At 28.4% G+C, this 15,206-nt stretch carries 16 protein-coding genes and 1 riboswitch; of the genes, 7 read left to right on the top strand and 9 right to left on the bottom strand.

Annotated elements, in window-relative coordinates:
* The 4 genes from CLFE_RS05960 to CLFE_RS05945 all read right to left on the bottom strand — a co-directional run bounded on the left by CLFE_RS05960 (nucleotide 1) and on the right by CLFE_RS05945 (nucleotide 4,443).
* Complete coding sequence (locus CLFE_RS05960) at nucleotides 1–642, bottom strand: TetR/AcrR family transcriptional regulator (RefSeq protein WP_077893486.1); 642 nt, start codon at nucleotides 640–642, stop codon at nucleotides 1–3.
* 151 nt (nucleotides 643–793) lie between these two features.
* Nucleotides 794–1,318 carry a peptidylprolyl isomerase gene (locus CLFE_RS05955; RefSeq protein WP_077832258.1) on the bottom strand — a complete coding sequence of 175 codons (525 nt, stop codon included), beginning with the start codon at nucleotides 1,316–1,318 and terminating at the stop codon, nucleotides 794–796.
* Between the two features lie 71 nt (nucleotides 1,319–1,389).
* A complete protein-coding gene (locus CLFE_RS05950; RefSeq protein WP_077832257.1) occupies nucleotides 1,390–2,781 on the bottom strand; it encodes an amino acid permease in 1,392 nt (463 codons plus the stop codon).
* Between the two features lie 369 nt (nucleotides 2,782–3,150).
* Complete coding sequence (locus CLFE_RS05945) at nucleotides 3,151–4,443, bottom strand: NCS2 family permease (protein WP_077832256.1); 1,293 nt, start codon at nucleotides 4,441–4,443, stop codon at nucleotides 3,151–3,153.
* Nucleotides 4,444–4,786: 343 nt separating this feature from the next.
* Nucleotides 4,787–4,888, bottom strand: a riboswitch (purine riboswitch).
* A gap of 430 nt (nucleotides 4,889–5,318) precedes the next feature.
* Between CLFE_RS05945 and CLFE_RS05940 the strand changes: the two genes are divergently transcribed.
* Both CLFE_RS05940 and CLFE_RS05935 read left to right on the top strand, forming a co-directional pair.
* Entirely contained in the window at nucleotides 5,319–5,933 is a 615-nt protein-coding gene (locus CLFE_RS05940; protein ID WP_077832254.1) for a TetR/AcrR family transcriptional regulator, read from the top strand.
* Between the two features lie 168 nt (nucleotides 5,934–6,101).
* Complete coding sequence (locus CLFE_RS05935; protein WP_077893487.1) at nucleotides 6,102–7,871, top strand: methyl-accepting chemotaxis protein; 1,770 nt, start codon at nucleotides 6,102–6,104, stop codon at nucleotides 7,869–7,871.
* 40 nt (nucleotides 7,872–7,911) lie between these two features.
* Here CLFE_RS05935 and CLFE_RS05930 read toward each other — a convergent pair whose 3' ends face one another.
* From CLFE_RS05930 to CLFE_RS05920, 3 genes are all read right to left on the bottom strand, one after another.
* Nucleotides 7,912–8,769, bottom strand: coding sequence for a metallophosphoesterase (locus CLFE_RS05930; RefSeq protein ID WP_077893488.1), 858 nt, complete (start codon nucleotides 8,767–8,769; stop codon nucleotides 7,912–7,914).
* Between the two features lie 105 nt (nucleotides 8,770–8,874).
* Nucleotides 8,875–9,738, bottom strand: coding sequence for a DNRLRE domain-containing protein (locus CLFE_RS05925; RefSeq protein WP_077893489.1), 864 nt, complete (start codon nucleotides 9,736–9,738; stop codon nucleotides 8,875–8,877).
* A gap of 85 nt (nucleotides 9,739–9,823) precedes the next feature.
* Complete coding sequence (locus CLFE_RS05920; RefSeq protein WP_077893490.1) at nucleotides 9,824–10,519, bottom strand: DUF624 domain-containing protein; 696 nt, start codon at nucleotides 10,517–10,519, stop codon at nucleotides 9,824–9,826.
* 283 nt (nucleotides 10,520–10,802) lie between these two features.
* Between CLFE_RS05920 and CLFE_RS05915 the strand changes: the two genes are divergently transcribed.
* From CLFE_RS05915 to CLFE_RS05895, 5 genes are all read left to right on the top strand, one after another.
* A complete protein-coding gene (locus CLFE_RS05915; RefSeq protein WP_077832249.1) occupies nucleotides 10,803–11,033 on the top strand; it encodes a glutaredoxin family protein in 231 nt (76 codons plus the stop codon).
* Between the two features lie 36 nt (nucleotides 11,034–11,069).
* Complete coding sequence (gene rd / locus CLFE_RS05910) at nucleotides 11,070–11,234, top strand: rubredoxin (protein WP_077832248.1); 165 nt, start codon at nucleotides 11,070–11,072, stop codon at nucleotides 11,232–11,234.
* A gap of 121 nt (nucleotides 11,235–11,355) precedes the next feature.
* On the top strand, nucleotides 11,356–11,553 hold the full coding sequence (locus tag CLFE_RS05905) for a hypothetical protein (protein WP_077832247.1): 198 nt from the start codon (nucleotides 11,356–11,358) through the stop codon (nucleotides 11,551–11,553).
* Between the two features lie 18 nt (nucleotides 11,554–11,571).
* The gene (locus tag CLFE_RS05900) at nucleotides 11,572–11,874 is read left to right on the top strand and encodes a spore coat protein (RefSeq protein WP_077893491.1); all 303 of its coding nucleotides are present in this window, start codon (nucleotides 11,572–11,574) and stop codon (nucleotides 11,872–11,874) included.
* Between the two features lie 246 nt (nucleotides 11,875–12,120).
* Complete coding sequence (locus tag CLFE_RS05895) at nucleotides 12,121–12,648, top strand: hypothetical protein (RefSeq protein WP_077832245.1); 528 nt, start codon at nucleotides 12,121–12,123, stop codon at nucleotides 12,646–12,648.
* Nucleotides 12,649–12,797: 149 nt separating this feature from the next.
* Here CLFE_RS05895 and CLFE_RS05890 read toward each other — a convergent pair whose 3' ends face one another.
* A complete protein-coding gene (locus CLFE_RS05890) occupies nucleotides 12,798–13,730 on the bottom strand; it encodes a DMT family transporter (protein WP_077893492.1) in 933 nt (310 codons plus the stop codon).
* A gap of 114 nt (nucleotides 13,731–13,844) precedes the next feature.
* Entirely contained in the window at nucleotides 13,845–15,128 is a 1,284-nt protein-coding gene (locus tag CLFE_RS05885) for an O-acetylhomoserine aminocarboxypropyltransferase/cysteine synthase family protein (RefSeq protein ID WP_077832243.1), read from the bottom strand.
* Nucleotides 15,129–15,206 lie beyond the last annotated feature (78 nt).

Below are 15,206 nucleotides of genomic sequence, written 5' to 3'. Positions count from 1 at the left end.
CTACCTCCTTATAGACCTTAGGATAATATCAAGTGCATTTCTAAGTATTTCCTCTGAATTTCTATTATAAAATTTCTTTGTATACTCATTTTTATTTATAGCCATACTTGAAAATCCCAAAATACATGACCATAAAGTAAGACTTATATCTACAGGCTCATAATCATTAATGATCTGTTTTTTACTTATTCCTCTTTCAACAATTTGCTTTAATAAACTAATGGAATACTCTCCTTGTTTATAGCATTCATTGAAAAGTTCTAAATTCACACTTTCATTTTTTGAAATCTCATCATTTTTGTATTCTAAAATTGCTTTAAAATATCCCTCATACTTAATGCTAAACTCTAAATACACCTCTCCCATCTTTCTTATATTCTCAATCTCATTATCATTGCTATTTTCCTTTAGTAATTTATCATTCATTGCATTTAGTATCTTATATCCCCTAAGCATTATTTCATAATATATTTCTTCCTTACTTTTAAAATAAGAATATATAGTTTTTTTAGTGAACTCTGCTTCTTTTGAAACATCATCCATTGTAGCATTATAAAAACCCTTATCAAAGAAAACTCTTTCAGCTGCATCTATTATACTCATTTTTCTATTTAACTTTTCCATTGCTTTACGATTTAGCATTTATTTCTTCCTTTCTTGTATACTATAAGTTTACTTTCTATACTATAAGTATACTTTATTATATAAAAAAGTCAACACTAAATAAAAAGCGGTAAGTTAAGGATATTATGTACTAAATTCCTTAAACTCACCGCTTTAAACTTAAGCTTTTCTATTCTTCAATTATTTCCGCTTCTGGATACTCTTCTCCAAAAGTTTCTATTGATACTGTCTTCATTCTTTGATCTTCTAAAGGCTTATCTGAATAATCTCTTTTAACTGAAACTATTCTATCAACTTCCTCAATTCCTTCTATAACCTTTCCAAATGCAGCATAATCTCCATCAAGATGAGGTGAAGTTTCTGTCATTATAAAGAACTGAGAACCTGCTGAATCAGGGAAACCAGTTCTAGCCATAGAAATTACTCCCTTTTCATGTTTTAAATTATTAGGAAAACCATTTGATGAAAATTCTCCTTTTATAGAATAACCAGGACCACCCATTCCGTTTCCATCAGGATCTCCTCCTTGAATCATAAATCCTGGTATTACTCTATGGAATATTACTCCATCATAAAAATTGTGGTTTATAAGAGAAATGAAATTATTCACAGTATTTGGTGCTATATGTGGATATAATTCTATTTTTATCTTACTTCCATTTTCCATTTCAATTGTTGCTATTGGATTTTTCATATTTTATTCCTCCATACAATATATTTTACATTAGATTATTATACCAAAAGGAGGATATTATATCCACAATTTTAACTAGCTTTATCTTCTTCATTTTCAAGAGAGCTATGTTTTGAACCATAGAAAATGTACATTAATATTCCTATAGCAAGCCAAACTAAAAACGCTACCCATGTTATTGGCTTAAGTGTAGTCATTAAAATTATACAACATATTATTGTTACTATAGGCGTAACAGGAACTGCCGGACATCTGAATTTTCTTTCTGCATTTGGCATTTTATATCTAAGTACTAAAACTGCTAATGCGACTACTGAAAAGCTTAGCAATGTTCCTATACTTAAAAAGTTAGTTATAATGTCTAGTGGTAAAAATCCTGCTATTATTGCTGCTGTAGCTCCAGTTAAAACAGTAGCTATATATGGTGTATTATGTTTAGGGTGTACTTTAGAAAGTGCTTTTGGAAGAAGTCCATCTCTAGACATAACCATGAATACTCTTATTTGTCCATAAAGAACTGCTATCATAGTTGATATCATTCCTAAAATTGCACCAACTCCAACTAACGCAGAACCCCAGTTTATTCCTACACTTGCAAGAGCCGCTGGAACAGCATCCTCTGTGACTATTTTATTATAGGGAACCATTCCTGTTAAAACAAAAGCCACTGAAATGTAAAGCAAACTTACTACTGCAAGGCAAATTATAAGGCCTCTTGAAACATCTCTTCCTGGATCTTCAGCTTCTTCAGCTGTAGTAGCGATAGCATCAAATCCTATATATGAGAAGAATATTACAGATGCACCAGCAAAAATTCCTTTAAACCCAAAAGGTGCAAATGGTTTATAGTTTGAAACATGTATATGAGTTGCACCAAGTATTAAAAAAAGTAATATAATTGCTATTTTTATAATAACTATTAAGTTATTTACTCGTGAGCTTTCTTTCATTCCATAATATAATATGTACGTCAATATCAATGTAATAAGAATCGCTGGTAAATCTACAATTCCACCTTTACTAGGCGAGGCTGTAATAATTTTAGGGAGCACTATACCAGCATTTTTTAGTATTCCAATAAAAGTTCCTGACCATCCTGATGCAACGGCACTACATGCTACAAGATACTCAGAGGTTAAACACCAACCTACTATCATAGCCACAATCTCTCCAAAGGTTATGTACGCATATGAATAAGTACTTCCTGATACAGGAAACATTGTTGCTAGTTCTGAATAACATAGTCCGCAAAGACAAGCTACCAAACCAGCTAATAAAAATGAAATAATAATACCGGGACCAGCCTTATGAGCTCCTGCACCTGTTGCTACAAATATTCCAACTCCTACAACTGCACCTATTCCTAATGCTGCTATGTCTTTTGTCTTAAGTGTTTTCTTAAGATGTGTTTTTTGTGCACTTAACATCATCTTATCTAATGATTTTTTTCTGAAGATTTTCATAAAAGTCCTCCTAATATGTATTACAAACGTCATTTTATTATATAATTAATTAAATGTATATGAAACTTCAATTTTTGCTTTATTTTTATCTAAATTATTGCATTATGTTGAAAAAAGTCGTCTATCTTTGCTTTTTTGTTAATTCTTTAATCTATGTTTGCAAATTCTCAATTTCACATTTTTTATCATCTTTTATTTTGAATTTAATTATTTTAACTAATTTATACGCGTTTTCATTAAATTATAGGCTTTTTTTTTAACTATTTATTATATACTTTTTTAAGGTTAGTATTACCAACTTTTTAAGTTTTATAATAAAAAAGGACTGCACCATTTTTTGGTACAGTCTATATGAAATAAGTTTATTTCCTAATACAAAGCAAACATTCCAACAAATAGTATTGATATAACATATAGTGGGATTGGAATTTCCTTTGCTTTTCCACCAAATACCTTTATTACAACATATGATAAAAATCCGAATGCAAGTCCATCTGTAATTGAATACGTTAAAAGTATCAATATTAGTGTTATAAATACAGGGAAGCACTCTGTAAAATCTGAAAAATCAACTTTTGATATAGGTTCCATCATTACAGCTCCTAATACAATAAGTACTGGTCCTGTTGCAAAAGAAGGTATTACTGTAAGTATTGGTGAGAAGAATAATGACAACAAAAATAGTAATGCAACTGTAAGTCCTGTAAGGCCTGTTCTTCCGCCTTCTGCTATACCTGAAGCTGACTCAACAAATGCAACTGGTGTTGAAGTACCAAGACATGCTCCTAAAGTTGACCCGATAGCATCTGCAGTTAAAACTTTATCTGCATTTTTAATGTTTCCTTCTTTATCAAGCAAATTTGCCTTTGAAGCTAACCCTATAAGAGTACCTATACTATCAAATATATCAATAAATAACATTGTAAGTATTACTGGAACAATTCCAATAACTGCTGCACTTTTAAAGTCAAATTTTAAAAATACTGGTTCAACTGATGGTGGTAATGATACTATTCCAGAAGGTGCTTTTGCAACTCCAAAAATTATACCAAGTACATATATAATTAACATTCCTATTACAAATGAGCCTTTTATATTCTTATTGTAAAGAACAGCTATTAGTAGCACTCCTATAACCGCTAATAATACTGTAGGCGATTTAAGACTTGCAAGTGTAACTAAGGTTCCGCTACTTCCAACTATAATACCTGCATCTTGAAGTCCTATAAAGGTTATAAAGAATCCTATTCCTATACTTATAGCATACTTTAAAGTCTGAGGTACACTATTTAAAATAATTTGTCTAATTTTAAATACATTTAATACTAAAAATATAATACCTTCAATTAATGATGCTGCAAGAGCTGTTTTCCATGAAAAATGTAATTTAATACATATAGTATACGTAAATAATGCGTTAAGTCCCATACCAGGAGCCATTCCAAAAGGATAATTAGCTACAAATGCCATTATCAAGGTTCCTACAAAAGATGATAATGCTGTTGCTACAAATATTGCCTTAACTGGCATTCCAGTTTTGCCTAGTATATCCGGATTAACCACAAGTATGTAAGCCATTGTCAAAAAAGTTGTAATACCTGCTAAAATTTCTGTCTTAACATTAGTTTTGTTTTCGGATAAGTGAAAAATCTTATCTAACATGATTACCTCCTAAAATTTAACTTTAAAAAATACAGAAAATTCCAAGTCAAAACTAATCTACACACAAACAAGATCACCAGTAATAGTAGATTTTAGTGAATATGTAAATTAATATTTCAACTGTGTTTTTCTTTAATTAAGTAATGATTCATTGACTAACTAAAATATTATATAAAACATATGATATCTAATTTAATAATAAATATACTTAATTAAGCATTATATTGAATATATTACTTAATTATCCATTATATAAATCATACATGTTTTATATAAAAAACCGACTTAAAGTATTAAAAAATATAAAAAGCTCCATAAAAAATTATGGAGCTTATAAATATCTAAAATACTTATAAACACCCATAGTCAGACAATTTACGGTAGTCTGGTAGAAACGCTTAGACCTTATTTCTAAGTATATACGGGTAATATGCTATTCATTTTCACTATTTAATTATTATAACCTTATATTACACCATTTTTCTAGCAAATGCAACATTTCTTTAATCTTTTTATAAAATTTTATTTATTTTTTTTAATTTTTATATAAATTTTTTATTTTTTTATACGTTAATAAAGTAAAACTAAATTTAGTAAGACCCTAAGTTAGATTAGTTAACTTTACTAAATCACATTTAACATTATCGGAAGTGATTAGCTTTGAAAAAAAATAAAACCTACTATATTTCAGCATGCTTATGCTTAGCTGGTTTAACCTTTTTACTTGCATCAATGGTTTCTAAAAAAAATCATTTCATAGGTACTAAACTATATATTATTTCTACTGGATTTTTTATTGTTGCCGCTATACTCAGTTATCCTAAACAAAAATAGAAACATTTAATCTTAGCTATATTTTAAGAAAGGTTGATAATATGGAAAAAAGCAAGTATCATCATGGTAATTTAAAAGAAGATATGATAAAAAACGGACTACAACTTTTAACTACTGAAGGCTATGAGGAATTTTCTCTAAGAAAAGTGGCAAAGATGTGTGGAGTTAGTCACACTGCTCCATACAAGCATTTTAGAAATAAAGATGAACTGATTTCAGCAATAATTTTTGAGGCAACACAAAAATTCAAAAGATCTCTTGAAGAAACATCACTTAGATACCAAAATGATTTTCAAAAACAAATAGTCGAAGTTGGCAAACGTTACATAAAATTCATGGTTGAAAACCCCGACTATTTCAAAGTACTTTTTATAAATGATTTAAACACTAAATTGGTAATTCAAGATGAAAGCCTAGCTTTTGTTAGGGGAGATGCTTTTGTTCCATTTAAAGAAACTGCTTCAAATTATTTAAATTCTTTAAACTTAAACTATAGCGATAAAGATTTAAATTTAAGTATTTTATTAATTTGGAGTACTATTCATGGACTAGCTGCTCTTTTAACAAATAAAGCAATAATATATTCAGGTGACTATCTTGAGTTAGCCGATAGTATTATTAGTAAAAACTTAAGTATTGTACTGAATTTATTATAATTTTTATACTAACCTAATAAAAGTAAAAGGTATATTTTAACCATATATACCTTTTATATCTATTATTGAAAATTCCTTTCTTAAATTGTATAATTATTATATTACAAATTTTTCTAATAACAAAACTTTTGTACATAATATTTTATACATTTGAGAGGGTGATAACTTATGTTAAGGGGAAAAAAACTAAAGTCAAAAAAATCATTAGGTATAAAATCTTGTCTAATTCTATCTTTTTCAATTATTATTTTTATTACTATGTCCATATTAAGCTTTGTAGTTTACACAAAATCAAAAAAGGCACTTACCAATTTAGGTGAAGATGCATTAAGAAATAGAATTAATATGGCAATTACAGAAATGGAAATACTTCAAAACCAAGTGGATAATAAAAAATTAACTTTAAAAAATGCTCAAGAAATTTTCCGTCAAAAAATGCTTGGTCCTAAAAATTCAAATAATAAAACACGTCCTTTTAATAAAAATTTAGAACTTAATATTAGTGCGTATATGTATGCAATTGATAGTAAGGGAATTGAAAAAATGCATCCTAAAAAAGAGGGTGAAAACATTTCCAATATGGTTGATCCAAAAGGCAACAATGTAACAAATCTTATAATTAATGAAGGAAATTCACCTAAAAACAAAGGTATTATCCATTTTTATTGGAAAAACCCAGGCGAAACTTCTATGAAACCTAAAACAAATGCAGTTGGATACTTTAAACCTTGGGATTGGTATATTAATGTTGGTGCATACGACAGCGATTTTTACAAACCAGCCAATACCATACTCTATTTCACACTACTTGTAGCTATACTTAACTTACTTATCGGTTCATTACTAATTTATATAATTATATCAAAAAAAATAGATCCGCTTAAAAATATAAAGTATGCTATGACAAAAGCTGCTTCTGGAAAACTTACTGTACGAGCTGATATAAAATATAATGACGAAATAGGTAACATATCTTCTGCTTTTAATACTATGATGGATAAAATTCAAGAAATAGTAGTTAAAATCAAAGATTCTTCAAATGAAATTCAAGATAAATCGCAAAACTTAACCTCAACCTCTGAAGAACTATCATCTTCCACCGAAGAAGTTGAAAAAATAATATCAACTGTTTCAACTGGTGCTAATTTACAAGTTTCAGATTTAGCCAAAGTCTCTGAACTTCTAAATAGTTTAAACCATAATATGCAGTTAATATCCACAAAATTAGGGGCTGTAAAAACTGAAGGTGACACTGCCAATTCAAAAATTGACTTAGGTGAGAGTGAAATTACAAATTTACTTACTTCTATGGATACTATAAAAACTTCCTTTCAAGCGGTTGTTACCAAAATAAGAACCCTTAATGCATCCATAACAGAAATAGTAGATACAACAAAATTTATAAATGAAATATCTGAAGATACAAATCTTTTAGCTTTAAACGCTGCAATTGAAGCTGCTAGAGCTGGTGAGGCTGGACGTGGATTTTCAGTTGTTTCAGAAAAAATCAGAGAATTAGCCGAACAAACTCAGAGTTTAACAAATAAAATTACTTCCTTAACGGCTTCCTTAAATGATAACACCAGTGAAGTAATATCTACCACCAAAAATATGGAAACATACTTTGAGGCTCAATCTTCTTCTATAAAAAATACTGCTATACAATTTAAAAATATATTTGAATCTATTAATAATATATTTCCTCTTATTGAAAATTCGTATACTTCAATGAGTGAAATATCCTCCTCAAAAAACACATTACTTTCAAAACTAGATACTTTAAATTCTGTTGCAATAAAGAACTCTAAAACCTCTGATTCCGTTGCTGTTTCTTCAAATAATCTTGCTAGTGCTTCTCAAGAAGTTGCCATTAATGCACAAAATCTTAATGTTATAGCAAGTAATCTTTTAAATACAGTAAACAATTTTGAAATTTAGTTTAACTATAAAAAATAAATAGAAGATAGCATACTACCTTCTATTTATTTTTCAAAGTAATAACAGTTAATTCCGGCCTATTAAAGAATCTAAAACCAAAACTTCCTATTCCAATACCTCTACTTACTATCATACTTGCATTATTCTGTTGAAATATACCACTGCAAAACTTGGGAAACAAATTATTTTCTGGTGAAAATACTCCCCCTATAAGTGGAAATCTTACCATCCCCCCATGCATATGTCCACATAATACAAGATCCGCTCCCCAGTCACTGTATGTTTCAAAAAAAATAGGATTATGTATCATCAAAATATTATACAATTCACTATTTGCTTGACCTATATTTTCTTCAAGATCCTCTAGTGTAAACTCTATACTTTTTGATTTTTTATCAAGCATATTTCTATAATATCTTGACTCCATAAATGCACCATATAAATTTATTATTTTCCCATTCAATAAAATCTCTCTTTTTTCATTTAATAAAACGTCCACTTTTATCTTCATAAGTTCTGCCATCATATTATTATATTTATGTGGATTAAGTATTCTTAAATTTTGTTCATGATTTCCAACTATAAAATAAACCTTATATTTTGAGCTCAAATTTTCAAGTAGCTTTATACAAACACTGTAATTTCCATCATCATTTATCATATCACCTGTAACCATAATTACATTAGGATTTATCTTATTTATCTTGTTTATTAATTTTGCATTATCATCACCATATCTTTTACTATGGAGATCTGCTAATTGCACAATTGTAAATCCATTAAATTCTTTCGGCAATCTTTTAGAGAATATTTTATATTTACAGATTTGAATAACATTATTATCTATAAACACTCTTGAACTTAATATAATCAAAATTATAATTACTACTATTAGCATTTTTTATCTCCTTGATTTACTTTTTGTTCTTAAGTATATCATATTAATATTTAACTAATCAAATTGAAGTTATACATACAATATCTGCATGTATAACTTTTTACATCAAGTTAAAACAGATGGACTTATACTAATTTCTGTTGACTTGCCTTTTTCATATGAGCTGTATGCTATTCGCATATAAGCCATATTTCCTCTAGAAGTTACAATCGTTGTATTACCTGGTTGTAACACTACATTGCTTTCATAGCTTAAACCATCATAAAACCATCGATTTTGATCATTACTTAATTGAATTTCAACCTGCGCACTATTTAAACCAACATTACTAATTGCAAAAGTACCATTTCCAACTCCAAGAGGTATTGCATTTGATGTCATAATAGAATCTGCTGTTGTATAATTTTCTGTTCCATAGCTTGTGAGAACTCTATTTGAAGAACTTCCATTTGAAAATTCAACATCTAATCTAGGCCATTGACTACTATTTATAGTATTAATACTTGAGAAACCTACTATTGATCCTTGACTAGCTTCCTCTCCGTTAATTACAACACCAAAATTGCTTGCTTCTCCCTTATGCCACTGACTAGCCAAATTAGTTAAATTTATATTAATAACTTCATTAATTTCATTGGTCAAATTAATATAACTAACATAATTGTTATTTATAATTGGCTGCGTATTAAATGTTACAGTATTTATTGCATAGCCTTGTAATATCTGATACAACTTAATTTGTTTTAATGCAGAGTTTAAATTATAATTTACATATAATTTAAGCTTTGCTGCTAATACTGAAGCTTCAATTGGAATTTTAGATAAATCAAATTGAAGTATCCCTCTATAAAAATCTGTTCCAGTTTGAGCTTTACCTACATAAATAGTATCCAGCGTACTATAGTTCTTAGTTGGCGCTGCCGAATAAACAAAGGTTGTACCAATTGGAGTGAAATTAAACTCACTCACTTTCTTATACCCCCTAAAATATAAAATTTAGATAAAAATTTATCTATAATTATATTATGATTTTTTTCTACTTAGGTTAACAATTTCATATTTCAATATTAAAAAACTCTCTCTTAGCCTCAGTTAAAATTGGTCTTGAAACATAAGCTATTATATAACAAAAAAAGCTTACAAATATTATAAATATAGAGTTTATGTTATTTATAAAATAATAAAAAATTAATATTATAGCTATTATTTCTACAAATATTCTCAAATTACTTTTATATAAAAGAAAAGTAATTCTTATAACTCTTTTTGCTCTAATATAAATCACTGAAATCACATCAAAAACAATCACAACAAATGCAAAAAAAAGAATTTTACTTCCCAATAATACTCCTCTAAATACCTCACTATTAATTCCGCCTAGAGGTTTTAAATTTCTAAAATAAAAATTAAATACCATGTAAGCTATTAAAATCAAACTCCAATAAAAAATACCTTCAAAAAAATTTTTTTTATAACCACGAAAAAACTTTTTCATAACGTTATTTGATATATCATTTTTTTCTATGACCTTATTCATTTCATAAAACAATGCTAAAATAGAAGGTCCGCAGAATACAGATAGAACCATTATAATTTTAAAAATCATATAACTTTTACTTTTTATATATACATATGAACAAAAAATAAAAGGTATATTCACTATAAAAAAACATAAACTAGAAATTATAAAAAGCCACAAATATTCTCCTATTATGTATAAAATATTATCTTCTAAAGTGTTTTTACTCATCCTACTTCTCCCAACACAGACTAACTCCTATTTCAATATCCAAAAATCCAAATATGAATATTAATTTATATAATATTTTATGCTTAGTAATTTTAAATATATTCCTTATTGGTTGCGATTATTTTTCACATAAAAGTATATACTATTATCCTAGATATATTTTAAATTTAACTATTGCATTATTTTGGATAAGTGCTATAATATAGTTAAACAATAATTATTATTATTTAATATAAATTATTAAATATTGAAAGTGAGGCGAAGCTGCTTAGCAGCAAATATTATGGTAAAAGTATACTCAACAACAACATGCCCTTGGTGCACAAAAGCAAAATCTTACTTAGCTTCTAAAAATATAGATTTTATAGATGCAAATGTTCAAGACGATATGAATGCAAGAGATGAAATGTTAAATTTATCTCATCAAAATGGTGTTCCTGTAATAAATATAGATGGAAATATAGTAATAGGATTTGATAAAGCTAAGATTGATGAACTTTTAAATTTAAGCTAATTTTTTAAAGTATATTATGTAATGGAGGTAATATCAATGAAAAAATATGTTTGTGTAGTATGTGGATATATTTATGATCCTGCTGAGGGTGATCCTGATAATGGAGTTAATCCAGGTACTTCTTTTGAAGATGTTCCTGATGATTGGCTTTGTCCTTTATGCGGAGTTGGAAAAGATCAATTTGAAGTAGTTGAAGACTAATATTAAAAATAAGAGAGCGGATATCCTTATTATATCGACTCTCTTATTTTTTTGTATACATTTATTAAAATTACGTATAATAATTTTAATAAATATAATAAAACTTTATGGAGGGATTTTTATGCAATCTTCTAAACTAGCAGCTTTTGAAATTCTTCATTTAACTAAATTACTACATAGCGAAATAACTACATATAAAAAGATGGATTCCACATTAAAAATGGTTACAGATGATGAATTGAAAGGATTTTTAAGTAAAATTAAAGACAAGGAAAAAGCAAATATACAATCTATACAAAATTTCATAGGTGATCAATAATAAACTGGAGGGACTTTTATGAAAATAATATCAAACTTAACAGGAACAGATGATAAAACTCTTACTAATGCCAATATAGCTTCTGATTTCACGACAAATTTAGATGATACCATAATTTCTTTGTCAACAGCCACTTGTCAAGCAATAAATCCTCAATTAAGGCAAGTACTTGATTCTCAGCTCGTATCAGCTATAAATACAAAACATGAACTATTGGATATGATGGTAAAGAAATCTTGGTATTCTCCTTTTGATGATCCAACAAAACAACTAAAAGACAGCTATATTGATGCCAAACGCATAATGGAAACCGAAAATTAAAACGCCAGTAAAAAGTACTGACGTTTTGAGGAGGACAATATCTATATATCTTTATAGTAATAATATAATATAAATATGTACTATGTATTTATATTATAAAAACAATTTATTAATAATAAATTAATCCACATATACAATATATTTCCTGATTTTATTCAGTATATATATACTTTTTGAGTAAAATTTGTAAACTTCTCCTGGTTAATTTCATAGTATATTCATGAAGTTAATTTTCAGGAGGATTTTATGTATTACAATAAATATATATGTGCAGACATGTCAACAGATGAGCCTCTACCTTCAAATGAGGATAACCGCCATCACCATCATCATAATAGTTCACAGGAAAATAATCATAAGCAAGAGGACGAAGATTATAATATGGATTTTCATTCTTGCCCTTTTATGAATTACTTACCTATTATGTCTAACAAAAAATCAAGCAATAAAAATTCATTTTATCCTATGATGAATCCTGCAGGAGTTCAAAATATGTGTCCTTTTTATGCTATGTTTCAAAACATGAATAATTTTCAAATGCAACAAGACTATGACTGTCCTACCTGTGGCAATAGAGATTCATATGATGATGATACCTACTATTATGATGATTTTGACTCATCCTATAATGATGATTTTATTGATACCGATTATATTAGTGAACCTTTATATGATGATGAAGAATATAGACATCATCACAAAAGGAGAAGACGTAGAAGACCAATTTGTCCTTATTATCCACATTGCAAGAGTATGTGCTGTCACCATCGTTAATTTTTAATATATTCTTTAATATCCCAAGTTCATTTTATTAAATAACTTGGGATATTTTTTATATTCTTATTATTAAAAAATGCTCCATTTTCCATAACCATATATGAGTAGTAAAATTTTAAAAATAATGTAACGTATTGCTTTAAAGACTAACTTTTCACTTTAGTTTTTTCTGCATATACAAGCACTATTCCAAAACATACTAAAATAAGTGCTATTAAATTTTTCACTTCAAAAATATTTTCTTTTAAGAATATACCGGATAGGAGTACTCCAAATATAGGAACTAAAAAATTAAAAATTGATATTATTCCAACCTTATTATATTTAAGGAGTGCTGCCCACAATGAAAAAGCTGTTGCCGAAAGTAATGCCAAATAGATTAATAATGTTACTGCCTTAACATTAAAACCTGATAAATTTCCTCCATTAACAAAACCTAAACCAGCAAGAAAAATTCCTCCTATAAAAAGCTGATAGCCTGTTACTATCATAGAATCCAATTTTTGGGTTATTCTTTTTCCGTATATACTTGAAGCTGAAAGTACAAGTGCCGCTAACATAATAAAGCCCTCCCCCATAAAAGAAAAGGAAAATTTCAGTATATCAGAATTAAAATTTGCAATTATAACTCCTGCAAAACCTATAATACAGCCAAGAATTCTACTGATATTAAGCTTATCGTTTTTATATATAAAATTAGCTAGTATTATACTAAAAAAAGTTCCTGTACTATTCATTATTGAACCTTTAGTTCCTGTTGTATATCCAAGTCCTACATAAAAAAATATGTATTGAAGAAGCGTTTGTGTAAGTCCTAAAATAATAATTTGCAATACATTTTTTTTATTAAAAATTTTCATATCCTTGTGAAGTATTATTGATATGACTATTACCATTATTCCTGCTAAAGCAAATCTATATCCTGCAAATACAAATTCACTAGGTACATCATTTGCCTTTATACAAAATAGCTTGTACCCTATTTTTACTCCTGGATAAGCACTTCCCCAAAGAAAACAACATATTGTGGCAAATATCACAACAAGTTTTTTATCGGTAAAAATATTTTTAGAATTCATTTTTTAGCACCCTTTCATTTTCTCACTAAAAAATCGCTAAAGATGACACATCTTCAGCGACTTTTATAGATGTCATTATATATTATATAATAACATAATTACATATATATTCAATTATGCTTGTTCAAGAGCTTGATTCAAATCCCATATTAAATCATCTGCGTCCTCTACTCCAATTGATAATCTTATCATGTCTGGAGTTACACCTGCTGCTCTTTGTTCTTCTTCATTAAGTTCAGCATGTGTTGTGCTTGAAGGATGTATAACAAGTGACTTTGCATCTGCAACATTTGCTAGAAGAGAGAATAATTTAACACTGTTTATGAATTTCTTTCCTGCTTCAAGTCCTCCCTTTATTCCAAAAGTAAATATTGAACCCGCTCCTTTTGGAAGATATTTTTTAGATAATTCTCTATATGGACTTTCCTCTAATTCGGGGTAGTTTATCCATGAAACCTTTGGATGATTTTTTAGAAATTCAACTACTTTTCTTGTATTCTCAACATGCTTTTGAACTCTAAGTGAAAGTGATTCTAGCCCTTGTAGAAAATAGAATGCACTTTGTGGACTAAGTGTTGCTCCTGTATTTCTTAAAAGTTGAACTCTTGCTTTTAATGCAAATGCAGGTGCACCCAAATCAGCATATACAAGTCCATTATAGCTCTTATCTGGTGTTGTAAAATCAGGGAACTTACCGCTAGCTCTCCAATCAAATTTACCACCATCAACTATAATTCCACCTATTGTAGTTCCGTGTCCTCCAATAAATTTTGTTGCTGAATGTACAACTACATCTGCTCCAAATTCTATCGGTCTTATAAGATATGGTGTACCAAAAGTATTATCTATTATAAGTGGTATTTTATTTTCATGTGCTATTTTAGCTACAGCTTCTATATCAAAAACATTTATTCTTGGATTTCCAATAGTTTCTCCATATACAGCTTTCGTTTTATCATTTATTGCTTTTCTTATATTTTCAGGATTATCTGGATCTACAAATACAACTTTTATTCCAAGCTTCTTAAGAGTAACCCCAAATAATTCATATGTTCCACCGTATAAAGTACTTGCTGCGACAATTTCATCTCCAGCACTTGCTACATTTAAAATTGCATAAGTAATTGCTGCAAGTCCTGATGCCGTTGCAAGACCAGCAACTCCGCCCTCAAGAGCTGCTACTCTATTCTCAAATACATCAGTAGTTGGATTCATTATTCTTGAATATACATTTCCAGGTTCCTTTAATTGAAATAAATTTGCTGCGTGATCAGCATTTTTAAATACATATGATGTAGTTTGATAAATAGGTACTGCCCTTGATCCTGTTGTAGGGTCAGCTACTTGACCTGCATGAACCTGTAGTGTTTCAAAACCAAATTTTCTTTCTTCACTCATTTTGAAAATCCCCTTTTTATTTATATTTTCTGTTCTTACTACTAAAAATGTATAAAATTAAATCCCCTTCATAATTGA

Origin of the sequence: Clostridium felsineum DSM 794 (assembly GCF_002006355.2) — a bacterium.
Lineage (GTDB): Bacteria > Bacillota > Clostridia > Clostridiales > Clostridiaceae > Clostridium_S > Clostridium_S felsineum.
Note: the sequence above shows the minus strand (reverse complement) of the source record. Positions and strands in the feature narration are given on the sequence as shown.